Raw genomic sequence first — 25,951 nt, 5'->3', positions numbered from 1 at the left:
CGCCGCCGTTTCTAATATTTAAATTAGTAAAACCAAAACGTAATTTTAATTTTTTCAATAAAGTGTCCAATTTTCTTATCATAGCAGTTCAAAATAAAGTTAATTCAATAATTAACAACACATTTAATATGCGCCGCAATTTTCCTCGTCGCCCGTAAGGGTATGTATCTATTTATTCGAACTAGGTGAGTCCAGTTCAGCATTAAAGAAAAATTAAATCAAGTATATTAAATTTAAGTTAGGAAAATGAAGGTTGTAATAGCCGATATATCACATATAAAATACGCAGAGATAATTTGCGAAACTATTGCAGAGTCTGCAACAGTAAGAGGTACAGGTATTGCTAGACGTACACCAGAATATATTGCTACAAAAATGGAAAACGGTAACGCTGTTATTGCATTAGATGGCGATAAATTTGCTGGATTTTGTTACATAGAAAAATGGGGTCATGGTAAATTTGTAGCCAACTCTGGCTTAATAGTACATCCCGATTACAGAGGTGTTGGGTTGGCTAAAAAAATTAAACATAAAATTTTCGAACATTCTAGAACTAAGTTTCCTGACGCTAAAGTGTTTAGTATTACAACAGGATTAGCAGTTATGAAAATGAACAGCGATTTGGGTTATAAACCAGTACCTTTTTCAGAGTTAACAGACGACCAAACGTTTTGGGATGGCTGCCAAACCTGTAAAAACTATGATGTTTTAACAAGAACAAACAGAAAGTTGTGTTTGTGCACAGGCATGCTTTATGACCCCGATAAGCAAGGAAAAAAAGAAATTAAAAAAGTAAAAGAAAAGGTTTTTAATAGATTAAAGCATATTAAGGAAACCATGTTCTTAAAAAAGGATAAAAAATAGATTCACGCTTTCCTGTCTGCCAACAGGCAGGAGCAGAAAAAAAAACAATAAAATGAAAAAATTAGTAATAGCCTACAGTGGCGGACTAGACACATCGTATTGTGCGGTAAGTTTATCAAAAGAATATGATGTGCATGCCGTAAGTGTAAATACAGGAGGATTTACAGATGAGGAAATACAACACATAGAAAATAACGCCTATAAAATGGGTGTTACCACCTATAAGAATATTGATGCTGTAGCCACATTTTATCAAAAAGTAGTAAAGTATTTAATATTTGGTAATGTATTAAAGAATAATACGTACCCGCTATCTGTAAGTGCCGAACGTATTATACAGGCCATTGAAATTGTGGAGTATGCCAAAAGTATAGGAGCGGGATATATAGCGCATGGAAGTACTGGTGCAGGAAACGACCAAGTACGATTCGATATGATTTTTCAAACACTTGCTCCAGAAATTAAAATAATTACGCCAATAAGAGACCAAAAATTAACAAGGCAAGAAGAGATAGACTATTTAAAGGCAAATGGTATCGATATGTCTTGGGAAAAAGCAAAATATTCTATAAACAAAGGGCTTTGGGGTACTAGTGTTGGTGGCTCAGAAACTTTAACGTCTGAAAAACCTCTGCCTAACGAAGCATACCCTTCGCAATTAAAACACGCAGAAGACGAAAAAGTAAAATTAACTTTTGAAAAAGGTGAACTGGTAGCGGTTAATGGTATTGAAAATACACCAGAAATAAATATTGAAGTGCTAAACAACCTAGCTTCTGTGTATGCTATTGGTAGGGATATACATGTTGGAGATACCATAGTTGGTATTAAAGGGCGTGTTGGTTTCGAGGCAGCCGCAGCCTTAATTACCATTAAAGCACACCATTTATTAGAAAAGCATACACTTACTAAATGGCAATTACAGCATAAAGAATATTTATCTAGTTTTTATGGCATGCACCTGCACGAGGGGCAATATTTAGATCCTGTAATGAGAGATATTGAAGCCTTTTTGCAAAACAGTCAAGATAAGGTTACGGGAGATGTGTTTGTAACTTTAAAACCATATCATTTTCAGTTAGATGGTATAAGTTCGAAGCATGATTTAATGAGTGCTAAGTTTGGTAGTTATGGCGAAGAAAACAAAGCGTGGACTGCCGATGACGCTAAAGGCTTCATTAAAATTTTAGGAAATCAGAATAAAATTTACAGACAAGTAAATTCGTAATAATCGTATCAGGACTTGTTAGATTTTTTAAAATCCAACTGGTTTGGAAAAAAATTTCAAAATGAAGAATATTAAAGTAGGAATTATTGGTGGTGCTGGTTACACAGCAGGGGAATTAATTAGATTGTTAATCCATCACCCAAATACCGAAATAGATTTTGTGTTTAGCACCAGTAATGCAGGAAACAATATTAGTAAAGTGCACCAAGATTTAGTGGGAAGTTTGGATTTAAAATTTACTGATACTGTAAATCCTAATGTTGATGTATTATTTTTGTGTTTGGGACACGGGAATTCTGTGAAATTTTTATCTGCAAATACGTTTTCGGATGTTACAAAAATTATCGATTTAGGAAACGATTTTAGATTAGAGGCCGATAAAGCTTTTAATGGTAAAACCTTTGTATATGGCTTACCAGAACTTAACAAATCCAACATAAAAAACGCGAATTATATAGCAAACCCTGGGTGTTTTGCTACAGCCATTCAATTAGGTGTGTTGCCATTGGCTGCTGCTGATTTACTAAATAACGATGTGCATATTAATGCAGTTACAGGCGCTACTGGAGCGGGAACATCGTTATCTGCAACCACGCATTACACATGGCGCGATAATAACTTTTCGTATTACAAACCGTTTACGCATCAGCATTTAGGAGAGATTCATCAGTCAGTAAAACAATTACAAAATAATTTTTCTTCAGAAATTTTGTTCATGCCCAATAGAGGTAATTTTTCTAGAGGCATTTTCGCAACAATTTATACCGATTTTGAAGGTAGTGTTGACGATGCAAAAACCATTTACAAATCGTTTTACAAGGATGCTAAATTTACATTTATTTCAGACGATTTTTTACATATGAAACAAGTAGTAAACACCAATAAATGTTTGGTGCATTTGCATAAACATAACGGTAAATTGTTGATTACAAGTTGTATAGATAATTTATTAAAAGGCGCATCAGGACAAGCAGTACAAAATATGAATTTAATGTTCGGTTTGGAAGAAACCACAGGATTAGGGTTGAAGGCTACTTACTTTTAAGAAGCCCCACCTAAACTCCCCGAAGGGGAGGAATTTTACTCTGATCTAATTTTACATTTGGGTTGCACCAAGAAAGATAGAAGTTGAAAAATGAAAATAATAATTTAAAATACGAGTAAGTACTCCCTTCCTTTGGAGGATTAGGGGAGGCTTCTTTTTACTATTATGAAAATAGCCATTATTGGAACTGGAAATTTAGGGAGTTCTATCGCAAAAGGACTTATAAGTAACAAATCGTTTACTTCCTTGTATTTAAGTGATAAGAACACAGCAGCAGTTAAAGTTTTTAATGAAGAGGACTATGTAACGGTAACGAGCGATAATGTTTTGGCGGTTGAAAAATCTGATATTGTGATTTTTGCGCTACAGCCAAGACACATAGATAAAGTTTTGGAACTTGTAAAACCTAAATTAACTGATAACCATGTAGTGATGTCGGTTGCAGCAGGTGTAGAAATTTCTAGAATTGAAAGGATTTTAGGAAGCGACACCAACATTATTAGAGTAATGCCCAATACTGCGATTTCTATAGGAAAATCCATGACCTGTATTGCCGCTAACTCTAAGGCACAAGATAAAGTTGAGATGGCCGAAACTATATTTAACCAATTAGGCACCACATTAATAATTCCTGAGGAGTTAATACAAGCCGCAACTGTTATTTGTGCTAGCGGCATAGCGTTTTGGATGCGTTTGGTTCGTGCTACAACGCAAGGTGCTATTCAGTTAGGTTTTGAAGCTGAACAGGCTCATGAATTGGCAACACAAACCTGCTATGGTGCTGCGAGTTTATTGATAGAATCTGGAAGACACCCAGAACAGGAAATAGACCGCGTAACAACACCTAGTGGTTGCACTATAGAGGGACTAAATGCCATGGAGCACCAAGGATTAAGTTCTGCTTTAATACAGGGCATTGTGGCTTCTTTTGAAAAGATTAATCAACTTAAAACAACTTAAAATGCCGTTATTTGACGTTTATCCATTATATGATGTAACCCCAGTTTCGGGCAAAGGTATTCATGTTTATGATGAAAAAGGAGCTGAGTATTTAGATTTGTACGGCGGGCATGCTGTAATTTCCATAGGGCATGCGCATCCTAATTATGTAAAAGCGGTAACCAATCAGGTTGAAACGTTAGGCTTTTATTCTAACGCCATACAAAATCCGTTACAAGAACAGCTTGCTGATAAAATTGAGGATTTATCGGGGTGTAGAGGTTACCAATTGTTTTTATGTAATTCTGGAGCTGAAGCTAATGAAAATGCCCTGAAATTAGCATCTTTTAAAACTGGAAAATCTCGTGTTTTAGCTTTTAAAAATGGGTTTCATGGCCGTACTTCGGCAGCTGTAGCAGTTACGGACAATAAGAATATTATTGCACCCATTAATGCACAACAAAAAGTTACTATTTTAGAACTAAACGATATTTTAGGTGTAAAAGCAGAATTGGAAAAAGGCGATGTTTGTGCGGTTATCGTAGAGTTTATTCAAGGCGTTGGCGGATTGGATCAAGGAACAGCTGATTTTTTTGAACAAGTATTTGCATTATGCAAAACCAATAATACCATGTTTATTGCCGATGAGGTGCAATCTGGTTATGGGCGCTCGGGTAAATTCTTTGCATTTCAGCATTATAATGTAACGCCAGATATTATTTCTATCGCCAAAGGCATGGGGAACGGTTTTCCTGTTGGTGGTGTTTTAATTCATCCAGATATTGAAGCGAAATACGGGATGTTGGGCACTACGTTTGGTGGAAATCATTTAGCATGTGCAGCGGGTTTAGCTGTGTTACACACAATTGAAGAAGAGCAGCTAATGGATAATGTAAATGCGATGTCAGACTATTTTATGGCAATAGCAAAAACTATTCCGCAGATAAAAACTATTAAAGGTAGAGGTTTAATGCTAGGTTTGGAATTCGACTTTGAAGTAGGCGAATTGAGGAAAAAGCTAATTTATAATCACCATATTTTTACAGGTGGTGCAGCCAATAAAAACCTGTTGCGAATTTTACCGCCATTAAATATTGAAAAACAACATATTGATCAATTTTTTGAGGCTTTAAAAAAAGCTTTAGTATAGTTAATAAACAATAAGCAACCAATAACAAGCAACCATGAACACCTTATTGTCCATAGAAAAAAGAAACGCCGTTTTACTTAGAATGGCAGAACTTTTAGAACAAGAGAGAAGCGCCATAATCGCTATTAATAAAAAAGATTTAGAGGCCTACAAAGGTGATGATATTTCAATGTTCGATCGTTTAAAGGTAGACGATGCTAAAGTTGATGAAATGATTAAATCGGTAACGCATTTGGCTTCTCAAGACGATCCGGTTGGTGTTGTGCGGTTTAGTTTTAAACACCATAACGGGATGCAAGTGTATAACAAAACAGCATCTTTTGGTACGGTATTGATTATTTACGAATCGCGTCCAGATGTTACGGTTGAGGCTGCTGGAATTGCATTTAAGTCAGGAAACAAAATTTTATTAAAAGGCGGTAAGGAATCATTAAATTCAAACCTGAAGATTGTTGCTTTATGGCATCAGGCTTTAAAAGAAAATGCAACTTCAACCGATTGGGTAGAATATTTAGAATTCAACAGAACCGAAACTCAAGCGTTTTTAGAGAAACCAACCCAAAACGTAGATTTAATTGTGCCTCGTGGTGGCGAACGTTTAATTGCTTTTGTGAAGCAACATGCTACTTGCCCCGTAATTGTAAGCGGACGTGGCAATAATTTTGTGTATGTGCATAAAGCAGCAGATATAAATATTGCTTTGGATGTGATTATCAATGGAAAATCAAAAATTTCGGCGTGTAATGCGGTAGATAAAGTGCTGATTGATAAGGATGTGCCAAATAAAAATGAATTTGTAAACACGCTAATTTCAAAATTAAAAGCTTCTAAAATTGAAGTTTTAGGAGACAACACCATTTCAAAAGAAAATGGAGTGGAAGCACTACAATCAGACAACATTTGGTACGAAGAGTTTTTAGATTATAAAATTCTTATTGGCGAGATTAGTTCTACCCAAGCAGCTATTACTAAAATTAACAAATATTCTGGCGGTCATTCCTCTTCCATCATAACAACCAATGAAGCTGAGGCAAAGTTATTTATGGAAAATGTAGATACAGCAGCAGTATACCATAACGCCTCAACGCGTTTTACAGATGGCGGACAATTGGGTTTAGGTGGAGAATTAGCCATAAGTACAGATAAATTGCACCAACGTGGGCCAATAGGTTTACAACATTTGGTTACCAATAAATGGTACGTGCATGGAAACGGACAAATAAGATAAAGTGCAGGCCTGTAACGGGCGTTTAAGAAATAAGTCAGTATTTATTATTATCAAAAAAAAAGGATGATTTAGTTCTGGCGAAGTTTTAAATAATGAAGAAAAAACGAATATTATTAAAAATAGGATCAAACACCTTAACTAAGGAAACTGATAATATTTCCAGGGGCAAAATTGAAGATATTGCAAATCAAATCGCTAATCTTCAAGACACTTGCGAGTTTATAATTGTGAGTTCTGGAGCTATTGCCGTTGCAAAACAGTTTGTAAAGCTAGAAAGCAAACAAGAAGAAGTTTTTGTAAAACAAGCCTTGGCATCTATAGGGCAGCCGCATTTAATTCGGATTTATCAAGAGATTTTTAGGGAATATGGGTTGTTGAGTTCGCAGTGTTTGTTATCCTATTCTGATTTTGAAAAAAAGGAAAGTAGAAGCAATATTACAAACACAATTAATGTGCTGGTAAATAACAACTATATTCCTATAATTAATGAAAATGATACAGTAGCTACAGATGAAATTAAATTTGGCGATAACGATAAGTTAGGCGCATTAACAGCATCACTTCTAAATGTAGATTTGTTTATTATAGCAACTAATACAAATGGTATTTATACCAAAGTATCGATACATAACGGAAACCCAAAGACAATTAAGGAAGTTGTAGATTTTGCACATTTAGAAAACGAAGTGGTAAACTCAAAATCTTCACATGGTAGCGGAGGAATGGCATCAAAAATTGAAGCTGCCTCTGTCGCTAAAAAAGCAAATATAGAAACATGGATTGTAAACGGGTTAGAAGATAATTTTATAGTAAATGCTATGGAGAATAAGGTGCCGTTTACCAAAATAAAGTAAAAAATAAATGAAACATTACACATCAATACACGATATAGATAATATTGATACATGGATTGAAGAAGCAAAATCATTAAAATCAAATCCATTAAAACATAAAGAATTAGGTAGAAACAAAACCTTAGGGTTATTATTTTTCAATTCCAGTTTACGTACGCGGTTAAGCACCCAAAAAGCAGCACTAAATTTAGGAATGGATCCTATTGTAATGAATGTGTCTGGAGATGCTTGGGGTATAGAGTTTGGCGATGGTACAGTTATGGATGGTAACACAGCAGAACACATTAAGGAAGCTGCAGCCGTAGTATCTCAATATTGCGATATTATAGCCGTAAGGGCATTTCCAACACTAACCGATAAAGCAAAAGACGAAAGCGAACAAGTTTTAAAATCGTTTATAGAATTTGCATCTGTACCTATAGTTAACATGGAAAGTGCCACAGGGCACCCACTTCAAGGGTTAACCGATGCCATTACAATTTCCGAACACGCTAAAGTAGCGCGACCACGAGTTGTTTTAAGTTGGGCGCCACACGTAAAGGCTTTGCCACATGCCGTGGCCAATAGTTTTGTGCAGGCAATGCATAAAATGGATGTGGAATTCGTTATTGCCAATCCTGAAGGCTACAATTTAAACCCACAAATTACAGGGGATACAGTAGTGTATCATAATCAAGAAGAGGCGTTTAAGGATGCAGATTTTGTATATACCAAAAACTGGAGTTCTTTTGAAGACTATGGAAAAGTAAAAAATACAGACCCCAATTGGATGATTACTAAGGAAAAACTTGGTAATGCTAAGTTTATGCATTGCTTGCCAGTAAGACGTAATTTGGTAGTTGAAGATGCGGTTTTAGATTCAGATAGTTCCTTAGTAATTCAACAAGCCAATAATAGAACTTTTGCAGCACAATTAGTACTTAAAAAACTATTAGAAAACCTTTAGAATGGAAACTTTAAAAATTATAAAAGTAGGAGGTAATATTATTGATGATGAAGCAGCTTTAGAAAAGTTTCTATCTCAATTTTCAACTGTAAAAGGTCATAAATTATTGGTGCATGGTGGCGGTAAACTAGCCTCTAAAATGGCTAAAAGTATGGATGTTCCAGTAAATATGGTGGATGGTAGACGAGTTACAGATGCAGAAACTTTAGATATTATTACCATGGTGTACGCTGGTAAAATCAATAAAAGTATTGTGGCAAAATTACAAGCAAATAACTGTAATGCTATTGGTTTTTCTGGGGCAGATGGCAATACCATAGTATCAGTTAAGCGCCCTGTTAAAAAGGTTGATTATGGTTTTGTAGGCGATGTTAAAAAGGTAAATGCAAAAGTTATCAGTATTTTATTAGAAAATAATGTAACGCCTGTTTTTTGTGCAATAACGCATGATAAAAACGGACAACTTTTAAATACAAATGCCGATACTATAGCCTCTGAACTAGCAGTAGGATTATCAAAATTTTATAAGGTAGAACTATACTATTGTTTTGAGAAAAACGGTGTATTAATGTCTGTAGATGATGACGATTCCATTATTGAACATATGGATTACGGCACTTACGAGACGTTAAAGCATAATGGTGTTTTTCATGATGGCATGTTACCTAAATTAGCGAACTGTTATCATGCTATAGAGAACGGGGTTTCTAGAGTGTTTATAGGGAATTCTACTGTTATGATTAATAAAAATCAAAAATTTACAACCTTATTTTTATGATAGATAAGTTAACAGAACACGCAATTGAGTTGCTTAAAAAACTCATTGAAACCCAATCTTTTTCCTCAGAAGAAGATAAAACGGCAGCGCATATAGAAGATTGGTTCAAGCATTACAACATAAGTTACAAACGCACCAAAAATAACGTTTGGGCAACCAATAAATATTTTGATGAGGGTAAACCTACACTATTGTTAAATTCGCACCACGATACGGTAAAACCAAATTCGGCATACAGTAAAAATCCCTTTAAGGCTATTGTAGAAGATGGAAAATTATACGGTTTAGGCAGTAATGATGCAGGCGGTTGTTTAGTGTCTTTAATAGCTACGTTTACTAATTTTTACAATCAAAAAAATTTAAAGTATAATTTAGTGATTGTCGCTTCCGCGGAAGAAGAAAATAGCGGGCCAAATGGACTAAATAGTATGCTGCCCATAATTCCAAAAGTAGATGTGGCCATTGTAGGCGAACCAACCTTGATGAATTTAGCAGTAGCCGAAAAAGGCTTAGTTGTTTTTGATGCTGTAATAGAAGGTACACCAAGCCATGCGGCACACCCTAACGATAATAACGCCATTTACAATAGTATAGAAGCGTTGCAATGGTTTAAGGATTTTAAGTTCGAAAAAAGTTCTGAAGCTTTAGGCGATGTAAAATTAACAGTAACTCAAATTAATGCAGGAAATCAGCATAATGTGGTGCCAGGGCATGTAGATTTAGTGATTGATGTGCGTGTAAACGATGCGTACAGTAATGCAGAAATAGCAAATATTTTACAGGAAAAAGCACCTGTGTCTAAAATAATTCCACGAAGTTTACGATTAAATTCATCATCAATTCCTATGGAGCACGATTTGGTGAAAGCAGGAATTGCCATGGGACGAACAACATATGGTTCCCCAACGCTTTCAGACCAAGCAGTATTATCTTGTCCTAGCTTAAAATTAGGACCGGGTAACAGTACGCGTTCACATTCGGCCGATGAATTTATTCTTATAAACGAAATAGAAGAAGGTATACAGATTTATGTTGAATTGTTAAATCGTGTACTCGTTTGAACAATCCGACACATCAACAAATAAACAATTTTAGGAAATGAAACTCTGGGACAAAGGCATATCAATAGACAAAAAAATAGAACAATTTACCGTTGGTAACGATAGGGAAATAGACATACATATTGCAAAGTACGATGTAATAGCATCTAAAGCGCATGCTAAAATGTTGGAAAGCATTGGTATTTTAACTTCTGAAGAATTAGAAAAACTGTTGGGAGGTCTGGATATTTTAGCAAATGAAATAGAAACTGGCACTTTTGAAATAGAAGCACAATTTGAGGATGTGCACTCTAAAATAGAGTTTGAACTTACAAAGTCTTTGGGCGATGTTGGAAAAAAAATACATACAGCACGATCTAGAAACGATCAAGTTTTGGTGGCTTGCCATTTGTATTACAAAGAGAATTTAAAACTAATTCAAACTAAAACAAAAACCTTATTTGATACACTTTTAGATTTAGCAGAAACCTACAAGGACAAAGTTTTACCGGGTTACACACATTTGCAGGTAGCAATGCCATCTTCATTTGGTTTGTGGTTTTCGGCCTATGCAGAATTAATGATTGACGATGTGTATTTACTTAATGCAGCTTTAAAAACAGTAGATCAGAATCCTTTGGGTTCTGCAGCTGGTTACGGTAGCTCTTTCCCAATTGACAGGGAATTAACTACTAAAGCAATGGGCTTTACTACTCTAAAATATAACGTGGTGGCAGCACAAATGGGGCGTGGTAAAAACGAGCGCACTATTGCAGCAGCGTTTGGTAGTTTGTGTAATACCTTATCTCGTTTTGCTATGGATGTGTGTTTGTATATGAGCCAGAATTTTAATTTTGTTTCATTTCCAGATGAATTAACTACAGGTAGCAGTATTATGCCACATAAGAAAAACCCTGATGTTTTTGAGCTTATTCGTGGTAAATGCAACAAAATACAAGCGCTACAAACCGAAATGATTTTAATAACTAATAATTTACCAAGTGGGTATCATAGAGATTTTCAGTTATTAAAAGAAAATATGATTGCTGCTTTCGAGGATTTAAAAGATATTCTTGATGTTTTTAATTTCTCCATTCAGCAAATAATTGTAAAAGATGTAGATATTCATGATGATAAATATAAATACCTTTTTACAGTAGACAATATAAATACTTTGGTGGTTGAGGGGCAAACTTTTAGAGAAGCCTATCAAAAAATTGGTGGGCAAGTACAAGATGGTACTTATGTTCCCGATACTTCAAAAAAGCATACGCATCTTGGGAGCATTCATAATTTGAGTTTGGATAAGATTAGAGATAAGTTTCCTAGTTAAATTTTAAACTAATATCCCAATCAATACGTATTTAAGTTTCATGTGTAACGGCAGTTGCTGCACCAATAATACCTGCATGGTTGCCTAAATGTGCTGCTTTTACAGGTGTATTAATTTTAATCCATTTTTTAAACTTACCATATTTTTTAGATGTACCACCGCCTAGTATTATAAGATCGGGGCAAATTATTATCTCTACCAACTTTAAAAAGGTATTAAAACGTTTAGCCCACTTCTTATAGCTTAAATTCTTGCGTTTTTTTACCGAAGCTGCTGCCCATTGCTCAATTTTCATATGTTTTTTGTAAGGAATTTGCCCTAACTCAAAATTGGGAATTAGTTTTCCGTTGTAAAAGGCACCGCTTCCTAATCCAGTACCAATAGTTATAATAACAACTAGCCCTTTTTCGCCTTTCCCTATGCCGTAGTTCATTACGGCAAACCCAGCGGCATCTGCGTCGTTAATAACGGTAACAGGTAGCCCACAGGCTTTACTAAAAAGTTCTTTTATGTTCACGTTTAGCCAACTAGGATGCAGGTTGCCAACAGACTTACAAACGCCATGTTGGGTTATAGTGGGAAATCCACAGCCTACAGGACCCTTATAATTAAAATGCGCCACAATAGTTTTAAAAACTGTAGCCATATCCTCTGGCTTTCTGGATTTGGGAGTGGGAACTCTAAAACGTTCAGTGGTAAGTTTACCTGTTTTGGTGTCTATCAAAGCGCCTTTCATACCTGTTCCTCCAATGTCTATTCCCAATATTTCCATAAATTTTATATCAATAGCGTGTTTTTCAAATTTACTAAAAGTTAATTAACAGAATAAATTGTACTAGATTAATACTGAAAATAAAAAAAAGAGCACTAGAAATGTGCTCTTAATTCTGGACGTCTCCATTTAGTTTAGTTTAGGTATTTAATTGTAAGGTGACTAATTCAAAATAATTAAATAATGGTGGATTGTCCTAGGTGAATGTTAGTAAAGTTTAGATTGGTTTCTTCTGGGTTATTTATAAAATCTTCTATAAAATCTCCCACTTTACTTGTAGAAATATTGTCGTACTTGGTATTTAAATCTGGAGTTGTTATGTGAAGTTTTAACGATTTGTCTACAGCCTCACGAACCAAAGCAGCTTCGTCTGCCAAATTAAAATAATCTAACAACATGGCTGCCGATAAAATTGAGGCTATGGGGTTAGCTATACCTTTATTTTTAGCTTTAGAGTAAGCACCGTGAATTGGCTCGAACATAGCATGTTTATCTCCACGAGAGGCAGAGGCTAACAGTCCAATAGACCCTACAATTACGCTAGCTTCTTCAGAGAGAATGTCTCCAAACATATTTTCTGTAAGTATTACGTCAAATTGTTTGGGTTTTTTTATAAGCTCTACCGCTGCATTGTCTACAAACATAAAATCTAGGGTTACATCAGGGTACTCTTTAGCGAGTTGTAATACCGTGCGCCGCCATAATCTAGAGCTTTCTAATACATTGGCTTTGTCTACCAAGGTTAATTTGTGTTTTCTAGATTGTGCCGCCTTAAATGCTGCATGGGCTATACGCTCTATTTCAAAACGATGGTATTCACAAATATCAGATGCTGTGTTACCATCTTCACTCAATTTTTTTTCACCAAAGTAAATACCACCAGTAAGCTCCCTGTAAATTAAAATATTGGTATCTTTAATTTGCTTAACTTTTAAAGACGATTTGTTTAATAAGTCATCGTAGGCTATAACAGGTCTTACGTTAGTGTGTAGGCCTAAAGCTTTGCGTAAACGTAAAAGTCCTTGTTCTGGACGAGTTTTAGCATCAGGATCTATATCGTAAGCGGTGTCGCCAATAGCACCAAACAAAACAGCATCGGCATTTTCACAAAGTTCGATGGTTTCCTCTGGTAATGGATTATTGGTTTTATCAATTGCTGCAGCACCTACCAAGCCGTATTGAAAATTAAACGTATGCTCGAAAGCCAAACCAATGGCTTTAAGTACCTTAACCGCTTCGGCAGTAACTTCAGGTCCTATGCCATCACCTGGTAATACAGCAATGTTTAATTTCATATTTGTAATATTTACGATGAGGTTATTTCGTTATACACTTTTGTAGATTCTACTATTTGGTGTATATCGTTATCATCAATTTCTTTTTTCTGATCGGCAAATTCTAAAAACTTGGTGTAAACCTCGTCTAGCTGTAACTTAGTTAATTCGTAGCCTACATTTTTAGCTCTGTAAGCTAAAGCGGCTCTTCCGCTTCTTGCGGTTAATACAATAGCAGATTCTGTAACGCCCACATCTTTGGGGTCTATAATTTCGTAAGTTTCACGATTTTTAATCACACCATCTTGATGAATTCCAGAGCTATGTGCAAAGGCATTAGCGCCAACAATAGCTTTGTTAGGTTGGGTGTAAATACCCATACTGTCAGACACTAACTGACTTACACCATACAGCATTTCAGTTTGAATTTTTGTGTCTAAGTTTAAGTACGGATGTTGTTTTAAAATCATTACCACTTCTTCAAGAGCAGTATTTCCAGCACGCTCTCCAATACCGTTAATAGTACATTCTATTTGGCGTGCACCGTTAATTACACCCTCTATAGAGTTGGCGGTTGCCAAACCTAAATCGTTGTGGCAATGGCATGATAAAATAGCTTTATCGATACCTTTTACATTTTCTTTAAGATACTTAATTTTTGCACCGTATTCGCTTGGTAAACAATACCCAGTAGTGTCAGGAATATTTAAAACAGTGGCACCTGCTTTAATTACTGCTTCGCAAATACGAGCTAAATATTCATTATCGGTTCTTCCAGCATCTTCGGCGTAAAATTCTACATCCTCTACAAAAGATTTAGCGTAGCTTACAGCTTTAACAGCTCGCTCTATAATGGCTTCTTGATTCGATTTGAATTTGAATTTTATATGAGATTCTGAAGTTCCAATACCAGTATGGATTCTAGGAGTTTTAGCATATTTTAATGCTTCTGCTGCAACTTTTATATCGTTTTCTACAGATCGTGTTAGTCCGCAAACGGTTGCATTTTTTACTATTTTAGATATTTCCTCAACCGATTTAAAATCGCCAGGGCTAGAGACGGGAAACCCAGCCTCAATAATATCTACCCCTAGTTTATCAAGCTGTTCAGCAATAACTAGTTTTTGGCTTGTATTTAATTTACAACCAGGAACTTGTTCTCCATCGCGAAGGGTAGTGTCAAAAATTTGAACGTGATTATCAGACATTTATTAAAATATATTTTCTTATTGTTATACGAATTTATATTTTGGTTTCGTAAAAGCTACTACTCATCTCATTTTTTTACGACGTTTAACTGGAGTATTGATAGATTAAATAACTGAAAATCAGTTTTATAAAACTGATTTTATGACTATGGTAAAAGAGCAAAAAGATAACTTATTTGTTTTGGTAAAATCGCTTTCAAAGTCCGAAAAGCGTCAATTCAAATTATATGTAGGAAGATTAGGCGTAAACGAGGATTCAAAATTCTTAATGCTGTTTAATATTTTAGATAAACTAAAAACCTACGATGAGTCTGCTATTTTAAAAAAAGGTATTGTAAAAAAACAGCAATTATCTAATTTAAAAGCGCACCTTTACAAGCAAATATTAATAAGCCTACGCTTAAACCCTTCGCACCAAAACATAAGAATTCAAATTAGGGAACAGCTAGATTTTGCCACAATTTTATACCACAAAGGCTTGTATAAACAAAGCTTAAAGATTCTTGATAAGGCCAAAAATTTAGCTATCTCTCACGAAGAAAAAAATGTGGCCTACGAGATTGTAGAGCTAGAAAAAGTTATAGAATCACAATATATAACCAGAAGTATTAGTAATAGAGCAGACGAGCTAACCATACAAGCCAAAGAACTAAGCCTGCAAAATGTTTTGGCGAGTAAGCTTTCTAACTTATCGTTGCAATTATATGGTTTGTTTTTAAAAACGGGCTATGTAAAGAACGACGAAGAATTTCAGGTTATTGATAAGTATTATCGTGATAGGCTCCCAAAATACGACATTAACAAATTAGGGTTTAGGGAAAAACTATGGCTATACAAGGCAAAACTTTGGTACAGCTTTTTAACCGTAGACTTTTTGTCCTGTTATAAATATGCCTCTAAATGGGTAGATTTATTTTACAAGAATAAAGATATGATAGTTTTAAACCCAGTGTTTTTTCTGCGCGGTAACCACTATCTTTTAGAAGCTTTATTTTACTTACGGCACTACGATAAATTTAAGGATACGCTTTCAAAGTTCGAAACGATAACCCAAGAAAAATGGTTCCCTTTAGATGATAATAACGAGTCTTTAGCATTTTTGTACATCTACAATAACAAATTTAATTTACATTTTATAGAAGGTAGTTTTGTAGAAGGCTTACCGCTTATTGATGACGTTTTAGAAAAACTAAAAAGCTACAGCAATCGTATAGACGAGCACCACATCATGGTGTTTTATTACAAGATGGCAAGCATGTATTTTGGCGCGGGCGAAAGCCGAAAATGCATCTACTTTTTAGACAAAATAATTAGTAACAAATCCTTACAAATGCGCGAAGATTTGTTGTGTTTTTCTAGAATATTAAATCTTGTAGCGCATTACGAAGCGGGTCTAGATTACAACTTAGATGTATTAATTCGTAGCACCTATAAGTTTTTAATAAAAATGGAAGATTTGTACGAGGTACAAAAAGAATTTATTAAGTTTTTAAGGGTTTTGGGCGATATTTATCCACACGAGGTGAAAAATGAGTTTATTAAACTTCATAAAAAATTAAAAGAGTTCGAAAACGACCCTTATCAAAGTCGCGCATTCTTATATTTAGATATAATTTCATGGCTGGAATCTAAGATAGAGAACCGACCTATAGGGCAAATTATTCGCGATAAATTTTTACAAACACAAGTTTAATTTTTTAGGGCGCAACCCACAAGGGGTCGGGCTTTTACTACTCAATCCCTCCTACGTCGGGGATTTCAAACATGCCGTTCAATCCCTTGCGCGGGGCTTGTTTGCTTCAGTTTATGCTTTTACTGTTGTAAAGTGGTTGTCTGGGGAGGTTCGTTTAACGGTCTCGGCTATGAGTAGTTGCGTGGGTTAGCACTAAACTTTGCAAGTACACAACAAACTGAAAACCAAGAGGATTCTCGTAAGTAGGCGAGAACAAGCAATTACTTATAGCCAATGTTATGTGCCGTTTTTTATTTTCTGTCTTTAGTGATATTTGATTTCTGTCCTGTACTTACTAAATAAAATTGTTCTGACATTTCATAGAGGTTAGTTCCATTTGTATTGTTAAATACAATTATGCTTTTCTTGTCGACAAGAGTATAAATCCAATTAGTGCACGCACCTAAAATCCCGCCTGTTCGATAGATAAATGGTTTACTAAAAGTCCCGTACCCATCTGCATACCAAACACCAAAAGCAACATTGTTGAGTTTTGGATTTGGCTTAATCATTAATTTTGTGTTGCTTTCGTTTAAAAGTTTGTTTTTAAATATTCCAAGATTAAATTTTAGTAAGTCTTCCGCAGTTGAATACATAGCACCTGCACCAAAGTAGTTCTCAACAAAGTATAGTTCATCAACTGACGCTATTTTTGTACTATCATTAATTGAATAAGATTTAGCTAATCCTTTTATGGAACGTTTTGAGTTAAGCAAACCTGAATTATTCATTTTCAAAGGTTTTAAAATATTTTCTTTCAAAACAGTTTCATATTTTTTTTGAGTAACAACTTCGATAATTTTAGTCAGTATGATGTATTCGGTGTTACTGTAATGACTTTGTTCACCTGTATTGCCTACTATGTCACTACTACAATATTTATTAATAAAATCATCAATGTTCATAGGTGATTTAAAGGGTTCCATTTCTAATTTGCCGATTTTATCTGGAATACCTGAACTATAAGTCAATAAATGTTGGATGGTAACATAATTTTTAGTGTTTCCCTTATAAGTTGGAAAATATTTCCCAAAAGGTGTATTTAAATCAATTTTTCCTTGTTCGTAAAGTTGTAAAATTAAAACTGCCGTAAAAGCTTTTGTAATCGAAGCAATTTTAAACTTTGTCTTAGTTTTGATTTTTTTGTTTTGTTGTCTGTCCGATAGTCCTATTGCTTTCAAATAGTCTATGTGGCCATCAGTAGCAACTACCACTGTCCCATTAAATTCATTTGCTGAATTATAGTAGTTTAAGATTTCATCAAATTGGTCAGTTTGTCCAAAAGCAAATTGTGTCGAGAAAATGCATATAAGAATTATGAGTTTATTCATTGATAATATATTTAGTTCATAATTTTCGCATTAAATGGCACATAATGGATTACCAGATATACGCCGTCCGTTAATGGCTAATATCCTTCGTTAAACGAAGGTAGTTGAAAATTTTTACAAAGTCAAGCATTGCATTTGTAGTTTTCAAGAACTACTTTGTAGGTAAATACTATAAAAGCAAAAATAGTTTCCCGAAAATTTGGATATTAACGTTTCAGAGCCAATATTTGCAGTCTCAAAGTTCAAACACTTATTGAAATGTTATCAAGAAAGGTGGAGGGAATAGACCCTTTGAAGCCTTAGCAACCTCCCGACCATTCGGGGAAGGTGCTAAATTCTACTTAAACTCGGATTCATTTATCGGAGTTTGGATAGATAACCCCAAAGAAATTACTGCATGTAATTTTAATATTTCTTTTTAACATTTTTCTTAGTGAAACTCTATTTTGAAAATTGCTCAGCAATCAATGTATTCAAAATAGCAAGATGAACTCATCCCGCTTTTTTTGCGGGATCATAGGTATAATTAACTAAAAAAAACTAGAAAAATGAGCAATCACAAATTAGCAACAAACGCATTACACGCAGGACACGATGTAGCGGCCAATGGCGGCACTAGGGCAGTACCTATTTACCAAACCACATCGTATGTGTTTAATAATTCAGACCATGCAGCAAACCTGTTTTCTTTACAGGAATTAGGGTTTATTTATACCCGATTAAACAACCCAACCAATCAAATTCTACAAGAACGTTTAGCAGCTGTAGAAGGCGGTATTGGCGCTGTGGTTTTTGCTTCAGGTACTGCAGCAATAGCAACAGGATTGTTAACGCTATTAAAAGCCGGCGATCATATTGTGGCTTCCAGTAGTTTATATGGCGGTACTTATAATTTATTGAGCGTTACACTTCCAAGATTGGGCATAACTACTACATTTGTAGATGCTTCTAACCCCGATAATTTTGCAGATGCCGTTCAAGATAATACTCGAGCGTTTTTTGTGGAATCTTTAGGCAATCCTAAATTAGATGTTTTAGATTTAGAGGCCATAGCAGCACATTCTAAAGCAGCAGAAGTACCTTTTATTGTAGATAATACCGTGGCAACACCTGCATTATTAAACCCAATTAAGCATGGTGCAAATATTGTTATTCACTCGTTAACCAAATACATAGGCGGCCAAGGTACATCTCTAGGGGGCGCTATTATAGATGCAGGTACTTTTAATTGGGCAAACGGTAAGTTTCCAGAGTTTACAGAGCCTTCGGCAGGATATCATGGATTGAAGTATTACGAAACCTTAGGTGCTGCATCTTATACCTTTAAATTAATTTTAGAAGGGTTGAGAGATTTTGGTGGCGCGTTAAGTCCAACAAACGCATTTAATATTATTCAAGGGTTAGAAACCTTACCAGTGAGAATTAAGCAACATAGCGAAAATGCTTTAGAATTAGCAAAATGGTTAGAAGCGCAAGACGAAGTAGCTTGGGTAAACTATCCAGGATTAGAGAGTAGTAAATACAATGCATTGGCTAAAAAGTATTTGCCTAACGGACAAAGTGGTATTGTTACTTTTGGACACAAAGGCGGATTTGATGCAGCTAAAACCATTGCAGACGAAACAAAGATTTTTTCTTTGCTGGCCAACATTGGCGATACAAAATCTTTAATTATTCATCCTTCAAGTACAACGCATCAACAATTAGATGAAGCAGAACAAGCTTCGGCAGGAGTGTCGGCAGATTTAATTCGTTTGTCTGTTGGTATTGAAGATATTGAGGATTTAAAAGCAGATTTAAAGCAGGCGTTTGCTAAGATATAAAAGCCCCACCTTCCCGATAGCTATCGGGACTCCCCAAAGGGGAGGAACCATACTCATGCGGAGTATTGCGTTCGAGTGAGCGTTCCGCTTCACTTGTATTAAGCGTAGTCGAAGTATTGAAGTAATTAGGAAGGTAAGGGTGCGATTTTAAACATAACAGTAAGCATTCCCTTGTAGGGGTTAGGGATAGTTAAAAAACAAAAGTTAAACGACTTTTAGGAATAAAAAGATATTGGCTGATAGCCCGCGTTAGGGATTGCAGCGGCATCCTTTTTTGAGCTGACAAACAAGCCCGTCATTACGAGGCGGTACGACGAAGTAATCTCTAGGAATTAGGAGATTGCTTCGGTAAACTCGCAACGACGCTGAGGTTAAGACAAAAAAGATATAGCGGAAAGCCCGACCCGACCGGGGAACGCCCAAAAAAATAAATAAAATAAAAGTTGATAGGTTTAAATTCCCAGTCGACTTTATAACATAAGAGTAAGAATCTCCCGTCTTTTAGCGGGATTATGAGGGGCTTTTATATGAAACACAAAATACAACATATTATTATTGAGGATTACACTACCGAGAGTGGTGCGCTTAACCCTGAAATAAAGTTAAGCTACCAGGTTTTTGGGAAACCATTGGGTAAAGCACCAATAGTTTTAGTTAATCACGCATTAACTGGAAATAGTGAGGTGGCAGGAGAAAATGGTTGGTGGAAAGATGTGATTGGTGATGATAAGGTTATAGATACTAAGCTATACACTATTTTGGCATTTAATATTCCTGGAAACGGATTTGATGGTTTTGTGATTGATAATTACAAGGATTTTGTAGCACGCGATGTTGCAAAACTCTTTTTATTAGGGCTGAAAGCATTACAAATAGATAAGTTATTCGCTACAATAGGCGGTTCTTTGGGTGGTGGTATTGCTTGGGAAATGGCAGTGTTACAGCCCAATTTTACCGAGCATTTAGTAGTGGTGGCAACCGACTGGAAATCTACCGATTGGTTGATTGCCAACTGCCAAATACAGGAACAATTTCTGCTAAATTCTAAAAACCCAGTGCACGATGCGCGTATGCATGCCATGTTGTGTTACCGCACGCCAGAATCTTTTAAGGAACGTTTTCAACGTTCTAAAAACGATGATTTAGAGATTTTTAATGTAGAAAGTTGGTTGCTGCACCACGGTAAAAAGTTGCAGGAACGTTTTCAGTTATCGGCTTACAAATTAATGAACCAATTGTTAAAAACGATTGATGTTACCAAAGGGCGCTCCAGTAATTTTAATGTACTGGAAAACATAGAGGCCAAAATTCATATTATAGGTGTGGACTCTGATTTGTTTTTTACTGCGGAAGAAAATAGGGAAACACATAAGCAATTGGCTTTAACACACCCCAACGTAACGTACAGCGAAATTCATTCTGTTCATGGGCATGATGCATTTTTAATGGAGTTCGATCAACTTGAAAAAATCATAGAAGGTATTTTTGTGCCACATTCTAAACGAAAGCGTATGAAAGTATTAAAATTTGGAGGGAAATCCTTAGCCAACGGAAAAGGCTTAAAAACGGTACTTTCAATAATAAAAAATAAAGTTGAAGCTGGAGAGCGTATTACGGTTGTGGTTTCGGCAAGAGGTTCGGCAACTGATGATTTAGAAGCTATTTTGAATAAAGCGCTAAAAGGAGAACCGTATCAAGAGGATTTAGAAGCTTTTAAAGCTTATCAAACTGAACCTTTAAAAACTATCGATTTTACCGAAGAGTTTTCAGTTTTAGATAAATTATTTGAAGGTGTAAGTTTGTTGCGCGATTATAGCAAAAAAACCAAGGACGCTATTTTAGCCCAAGGTGAATTATTGTCGGTAAAGCTCATTGCAAATTTATTAAACGAACAAGGCATTACAGCAAAAGCTGCCGATGCACGCGCATTGATAAAGACCGATGAGGCTTTTGGTAATGCACAACCACTCTCTAAACTTTCGAAAGAAAATACCAAAGCCTATTTTAATAAAAATAAAGATGTTGTAAACGTAGTCGCGGGCTTTATTGCTTCTAATTTAAAAAATGAAACTACAACTTTGGGGCGTAACGGTAGCAATTACACCGCCGCTTTATTAGCTAATTTTTTAGATGCCGAAGAGTTGCAAAACTATACGCACGTTAGCGGAATTTATACCGCAGACCCTGGATTGGTGCCAGATGCAAAACAAATTAGGGAATTGTCGTTTAGTGAGGCTAACGAGTTGGCAAACTTTGGCACTTCGGTATTGCATGCCAAAACCATTATTCCGCTAGTTGAGAAAAATATCAACTTACGTATTTTAAATACCTTTAATGCAGATGATGAAGGCACGCTAATTACCGCAAGACCAAGCACCAAGGAGGTTACCTCGCTATCTATTTTAGACAATGTGGCGTTGCTGAATTTAGAAGGTCGCGGCTTATTAGGAAAAATTGGTGTAGATGCCAGAATTTTTGGGGCATTAAGTAAATACGGTATTAGTGTGAGCATTGTGTCCCAAGGGTCTTCGGAAAGAGGTATTGGTTTAATTATTGATGCAGACCAAGCTACCCAAGCGGTGATTGCCTTAGAGCGTGAGTTTGAAAGTGATTTCTATTCCCAGGATGTAAATAAAATTGATGTGGTGGATGATGTAGCGGTCATTTCCATTGTAGGGATTGAATTAAGTTCGTTCCATAAACCATTTAATGCCTTAATTAAAAATCAAATTACACCGCTATTATTTAACAACACGGTTACTGGAAAGAATGTGAGTTTGGTGGTGAAGAAAGCACAATTGCATAAGGCGGTGAATGTAATTCATGGTGAAGTTTTTGGGATTTCCAAAAAAATAAATATTGCCATTTTTGGTCATGGTGGTGTTGGTGGCGCATTGATTAATCAGATTTTAAAATCGAAAGACGATATTGAAAAACGCAAAGGCATAAATTTGAATGTATTTGCGATTGCGAATTCTAGAAAGCTTATTTTAGATAAAAATGGTGTGCAACCAAATTGGCAAGATGCGATTAAACATAGTACTTACAAAAGTTCTATAGACGATATCATCACATATGCTAAAAACCACCATTTAGAAAATTTAATTGCGGTAGATAATACGGCGAGTTCTGAGTTTTATCAGAATTATATACCGTTAATTGAAGCTGGTTTCGATTTGGTATCGTCCAATAAAGTGGCCAATACGGTATCTCATGAGTTTTATAAAGCATTACGCGTTCAGCTTGAAAATAATAACAAACAATATTTATACGAAACTACGGTTGGTGCAGGTTTACCGTTAATTGATACGATTAAGTTATTGCATGAGTCTGGAGAGAATATTACACGAATTCGTGGGGTGTTTTCGGGGACGTTAAGTTATTTGTTCAATAATTTTTCAGTACAGGATAAACCATTTAGTGCCATTATTCAAGAAACGGTGGATAAAGGGTTTACTGAGCCAGATCCTCGTGAGGATTTTTCAGGAAATGATGTGGCGAGAAAGTTGTTGATTTTAGCAAGAGAACTAGATTTACAAAATGAATTTGAAGATGTTGAAGTGTTGAATTTGATCCCTGAAGCGTATAGAGATATTTCGGTAGAAGCGTTTTTGAGTCAGTTAGACGTTTTAGACGACCAATATCAAAAGTTGAAAGACGCCCAAAAGGAAGGACATGTGTTGCGTTATGTTGGGGATTTATCTGGAGATTTATCGCAAGACAAAGGGCATTTAGAAGTGAAATTGGTATCTATTCCAGAAGATAGTACCTTAGGGCATGTAAAAGGCAGCGATGCTATTTTTGAAATATTTACAGAAAGTTATGGCGAACAACCTATTGTGATTCAAGGTGCTGGCGCAGGAGCCGAGGTTACAGCACGTGGTGTTTTTGGGGATATTTTGAGGTTGAGTAAGTATATTAATTAGTGTTCTTATTCCCGCGAAAGCGGGAATCTAAATATAAATCAGACCTGTCAGGTTTCTAAAACCTGACAGGTCTTAGAAAACAAGCACACTACATGGATTAAAAACCAAACCCTAGCAAACAAGTGCATTAGGGATTGCAGCGGCATCCTTTTTTGTAATGGCAAATAGGGCGTCATTACGAGGAGGCACGACGAAGTAATCTCTTGGGACGAGGAGATTACTTCGGTAAACTCGCAACGACGCAGGTTCTAAAACAACAAAAAAGATATAGCGGAAAGCCCGACCCTTTAGGGAATGCCCAAATAAAAAACATTTAAAAACATAAAAGTGAGTAAAAAACATTTTGAAACCGAAGCGATAAGAACCCAATCTGAAACGACACAATTTTCAGAGCACTCCGTTCCCTTGTACTTAACATCGGGGTTTGTTTTTGATGACGCCGAGGAAATGAGAGCCTCTTTCGCAGAGGAAAAGCAGCGCGATTTATACAGCCGCTATAGCAACCCGAACGTTAACGAATTTGTAGATAAAGTGTGCGCCATGGAAGGCGCAGAGGCGGGTTTTGCGTTTGCGAGTGGAATGGCTGCGGTGTTTTCAACATTCGCGACATTGCTGGATGCGGGCGACCATGTGGTGTCTTGCAGTTCGGTGTTTGGGGCAACGCATGGGTTGTTTACTAAATACTTCCCGAAGTGGAATATTGAGTGTTCGTATTTTAATATTGATGCCATTCAAGATATTGAAAGCTTAATTAAACCCAACACAAAGTTTATTTATGCGGAAACACCAACCAATCCAGGAGTTGATGTTCTGGATTTAGAATTTTTAAGTGCAGTTTGCAAAAAGCATAATTTACTGTTAGTCATCGACAATTGTTTTGCCACACCTTATTTACAAAACCCCATAAAATTTGGTGCGGATTTGGTGATTCATTCGGCTACAAAATTAATGGATGGCCAGGGGCGTGTGCTTGGTGGTATTACCGTTGGTAAAAAAGAGCTGATTCGCGAAATTTATTTATTCTCTAGATTAACGGGACCTTCTATGAGTCCGTTTAATGCTTGGGTATTATCAAAGTCATTGGAAACTTTGGCGATTCGTGTTGAAAAACATTGCGAAAACGCCTTAAAATTAGCTGAATATTTAGAGACGCACCCTAAAGTAAAATGGGTAAAATATCCGTTTTTAAAGTCGCATCCTAAATACGCTATTGCTAAAAAGCAAATGCGGCTAGGTGGCAACATTGTAGCTTTTGAAGTGGAAGGCGGTTTAGATGGGGGAAGAACATTTTTGGATGCCATTAAAATGTGTTCGCTTTCTGCTAATTTAGGCGATACCAGAACTATTGTAACGCATCCTGCAAGTACTACGCACGCTAAAGTTGAGCCAGAAGTGAAAGCTGCTGCTGGTATTACCGATGGTATGGTGCGTTGCTCTTTAGGATTAGAGCATATTGACGATATTATTGGTGATATTAAACAGGCCTTAGGATAATACTGTGGAAGAAGATTTGTAACTTTTGTAGTAATTTTTAAAAATTACTACAAAAACAAATAAGTTTTTTAGCTTTACCTATACATTCAGCTTATGGCATGATATTCTTAGTAATATGGAGATTTATGAATAGATTTACGCCAAAATAAATTGAAAATGATAGACAATAAAACGATATATCAGGTAGATGCTTTTACAGATAAAGCGTTCAAAGGAAACCCAGCAGGAGTGATGATTCTTGATAAATTACCTTCTGTAGATTGGATGCAAAATATGGCTGCGGAAATGAACTTATCTGAAACTGCTTTTGTTGCACCAAATAGTAACGGTTTTGATATACGATATTTTACACCAACAGTTGAAATACCATTATGTGGGCATGCAACTTTGGCTTCGGCGCATATTATTTATCAATTAGGAATTAAGACTCCTGAAGAAAAAATTCATTTTAGGGCATTAAAAGATAATTTAACCATTACTAAAGATGGTGATGCTGTAGTGATGACATTTCCACAATACAGCTTATCGAAAATTGAAACACCTGCTAATTTTAGAGCAGATGTAGGTTTTGAGCCTGTGGCTATCTACAAAAGTGATGATAATTGGGTTGTTGCTATTGCTAATACCCAAGAAGATATTGAACATTGTAAACCAAATTTTGAGGCATTAATAGCTAATGGTTTAGGACATTTAATGATAACTTCTGAAGGGAAAACTAGTAATGTAGATTTTGTTGTGCGTTGTTTTGTGCCGGAGGCAGGAATTAATGAAGATCCTGTTACAGGTTCTGCACATTGTGCATTAACGCCTTTGTGGGCTAGTAGGTTAGGAAAAACAAAAATGGTGTCTCACCAAATTTCTAAAAGAGGAGGTGTTCTAAAAGTTGCATTGGCCGATTACAATGTGAAAATTAAAGGAAATGCCATTACCATTTTTCAAGCCCAATTAAAAATATAGCTGCGTATTTAATAGTTAAGTTTTTGTTG

20 protein-coding genes and 1 riboswitch are annotated in these 25,951 nt (G+C 35.8%); of the genes, 16 read left to right on the top strand and 4 right to left on the bottom strand.

The window, feature by feature from the left end:
- The first annotated feature begins 246 nt into the window (after positions 1-246).
- From CLV33_RS10030 to argH, 11 genes are all read left to right on the top strand, one after another.
- Entirely contained in the window at positions 247-864 is a 618-nt protein-coding gene (locus tag CLV33_RS10030; protein ID WP_042241665.1) for a GNAT family N-acetyltransferase, read from the top strand.
- Positions 865-916: 52 nt separating this feature from the next.
- Positions 917-2,092 (top strand): argininosuccinate synthase, encoded by a 1,176-nt coding sequence (locus CLV33_RS10025; RefSeq protein ID WP_105473788.1) that lies wholly within the window; start codon positions 917-919, stop codon positions 2,090-2,092.
- 61 nt (positions 2,093-2,153) lie between these two features.
- Positions 2,154-3,137 carry an N-acetyl-gamma-glutamyl-phosphate reductase gene (gene argC / locus CLV33_RS10020; RefSeq protein ID WP_105473787.1) on the top strand — a complete coding sequence of 328 codons (984 nt, stop codon included), beginning with the start codon at positions 2,154-2,156 and terminating at the stop codon, positions 3,135-3,137.
- A gap of 165 nt (positions 3,138-3,302) precedes the next feature.
- A complete protein-coding gene (gene proC / locus CLV33_RS10015; RefSeq protein ID WP_042248441.1) occupies positions 3,303-4,097 on the top strand; it encodes a pyrroline-5-carboxylate reductase in 795 nt (264 codons plus the stop codon).
- Between the two features lies 1 nt (position 4,098).
- Positions 4,099-5,226: an aspartate aminotransferase family protein gene (locus CLV33_RS10010; protein WP_105473902.1), complete on the top strand. Its 1,128-nt coding sequence runs from the start codon at positions 4,099-4,101 to the stop codon at positions 5,224-5,226.
- Between the two features lie 34 nt (positions 5,227-5,260).
- Complete coding sequence (locus tag CLV33_RS10005; RefSeq protein WP_105473786.1) at positions 5,261-6,454, top strand: glutamate-5-semialdehyde dehydrogenase; 1,194 nt, start codon at positions 5,261-5,263, stop codon at positions 6,452-6,454.
- Positions 6,455-6,546: 92 nt separating this feature from the next.
- Positions 6,547-7,308, top strand: coding sequence for a glutamate 5-kinase (gene proB / locus CLV33_RS10000; protein ID WP_042241674.1), 762 nt, complete (start codon positions 6,547-6,549; stop codon positions 7,306-7,308).
- Positions 7,309-7,315: 7 nt separating this feature from the next.
- Positions 7,316-8,254 carry an N-acetylornithine carbamoyltransferase gene (locus CLV33_RS09995; RefSeq protein ID WP_105473785.1) on the top strand — a complete coding sequence of 313 codons (939 nt, stop codon included), beginning with the start codon at positions 7,316-7,318 and terminating at the stop codon, positions 8,252-8,254.
- Position 8,255: 1 nt separating this feature from the next.
- Positions 8,256-9,032 carry an acetylglutamate kinase gene (gene argB / locus CLV33_RS09990; RefSeq protein WP_105473784.1) on the top strand — a complete coding sequence of 259 codons (777 nt, stop codon included), beginning with the start codon at positions 8,256-8,258 and terminating at the stop codon, positions 9,030-9,032.
- Positions 9,029-10,093, top strand: coding sequence for a M20 family metallo-hydrolase (locus CLV33_RS09985; protein ID WP_105473783.1), 1,065 nt, complete (start codon positions 9,029-9,031; stop codon positions 10,091-10,093). Before argB ends, CLV33_RS09985 begins: the two co-directional genes overlap by 4 nt.
- A gap of 37 nt (positions 10,094-10,130) precedes the next feature.
- Complete coding sequence (gene argH / locus CLV33_RS09980; protein WP_105473782.1) at positions 10,131-11,405, top strand: argininosuccinate lyase; 1,275 nt, start codon at positions 10,131-10,133, stop codon at positions 11,403-11,405.
- 31 nt (positions 11,406-11,436) lie between these two features.
- Here argH and ppgK read toward each other — a convergent pair whose 3' ends face one another.
- From ppgK to CLV33_RS09965, 3 genes are all read right to left on the bottom strand, one after another.
- Positions 11,437-12,177, bottom strand: coding sequence for a polyphosphate--glucose phosphotransferase (gene ppgK, locus CLV33_RS09975; RefSeq protein WP_105473781.1), 741 nt, complete (start codon positions 12,175-12,177; stop codon positions 11,437-11,439).
- Positions 12,178-12,353: 176 nt separating this feature from the next.
- The gene (leuB, locus tag CLV33_RS09970) at positions 12,354-13,472 is read right to left on the bottom strand and encodes a 3-isopropylmalate dehydrogenase (RefSeq protein ID WP_042241690.1); all 1,119 of its coding nucleotides are present in this window, start codon (positions 13,470-13,472) and stop codon (positions 12,354-12,356) included.
- 11 nt (positions 13,473-13,483) lie between these two features.
- Positions 13,484-14,659: a 2-isopropylmalate synthase gene (locus CLV33_RS09965; RefSeq protein WP_105473780.1), complete on the bottom strand. Its 1,176-nt coding sequence runs from the start codon at positions 14,657-14,659 to the stop codon at positions 13,484-13,486.
- Between the two features lie 148 nt (positions 14,660-14,807).
- Here CLV33_RS09965 and CLV33_RS09960 point away from each other — a divergent pair, with 148 nt between their 5' ends.
- Positions 14,808-16,352 (top strand): hypothetical protein, encoded by a 1,545-nt coding sequence (locus CLV33_RS09960; protein ID WP_042241926.1) that lies wholly within the window; start codon positions 14,808-14,810, stop codon positions 16,350-16,352.
- A 290-nt stretch (positions 16,353-16,642) separates the two neighbouring features.
- On the opposite strand, the gene CLV33_RS09955 is transcribed toward CLV33_RS09960, so the two are convergent.
- Entirely contained in the window at positions 16,643-17,722 is a 1,080-nt protein-coding gene (locus CLV33_RS09955; protein WP_105473779.1) for a serine hydrolase domain-containing protein, read from the bottom strand.
- Between the two features lie 258 nt (positions 17,723-17,980).
- Positions 17,981-18,104, top strand: a riboswitch (SAM riboswitch).
- 166 nt (positions 18,105-18,270) lie between these two features.
- Between CLV33_RS09955 and CLV33_RS09950 the strand changes: the two genes are divergently transcribed.
- The 4 genes from CLV33_RS09950 (at position 18,271) to CLV33_RS09935 (ending at position 25,922) form a co-directional block, all read left to right on the top strand.
- The gene (locus CLV33_RS09950; RefSeq protein WP_105473778.1) at positions 18,271-19,545 is read left to right on the top strand and encodes an O-acetylhomoserine aminocarboxypropyltransferase/cysteine synthase family protein; all 1,275 of its coding nucleotides are present in this window, start codon (positions 18,271-18,273) and stop codon (positions 19,543-19,545) included.
- A 527-nt stretch (positions 19,546-20,072) separates the two neighbouring features.
- Positions 20,073-23,471: a bifunctional aspartate kinase/homoserine dehydrogenase I gene (gene thrA, locus CLV33_RS09945; protein ID WP_105473777.1), complete on the top strand. Its 3,399-nt coding sequence runs from the start codon at positions 20,073-20,075 to the stop codon at positions 23,469-23,471.
- Positions 23,472-23,792: 321 nt separating this feature from the next.
- Entirely contained in the window at positions 23,793-24,965 is a 1,173-nt protein-coding gene (locus tag CLV33_RS09940; protein ID WP_105473776.1) for a trans-sulfuration enzyme family protein, read from the top strand.
- A gap of 156 nt (positions 24,966-25,121) precedes the next feature.
- On the top strand, positions 25,122-25,922 hold the full coding sequence (locus CLV33_RS09935) for a PhzF family phenazine biosynthesis protein (RefSeq protein WP_105473775.1): 801 nt from the start codon (positions 25,122-25,124) through the stop codon (positions 25,920-25,922).
- Positions 25,923-25,951 lie beyond the last annotated feature (29 nt).

The organism is Jejuia pallidilutea (assembly GCF_002973595.1).
In the GTDB taxonomy this organism is placed as follows: domain Bacteria; phylum Bacteroidota; class Bacteroidia; order Flavobacteriales; family Flavobacteriaceae; genus Jejuia; species Jejuia pallidilutea.
This window is presented reverse-complemented; position numbering and strand designations above follow the sequence as displayed.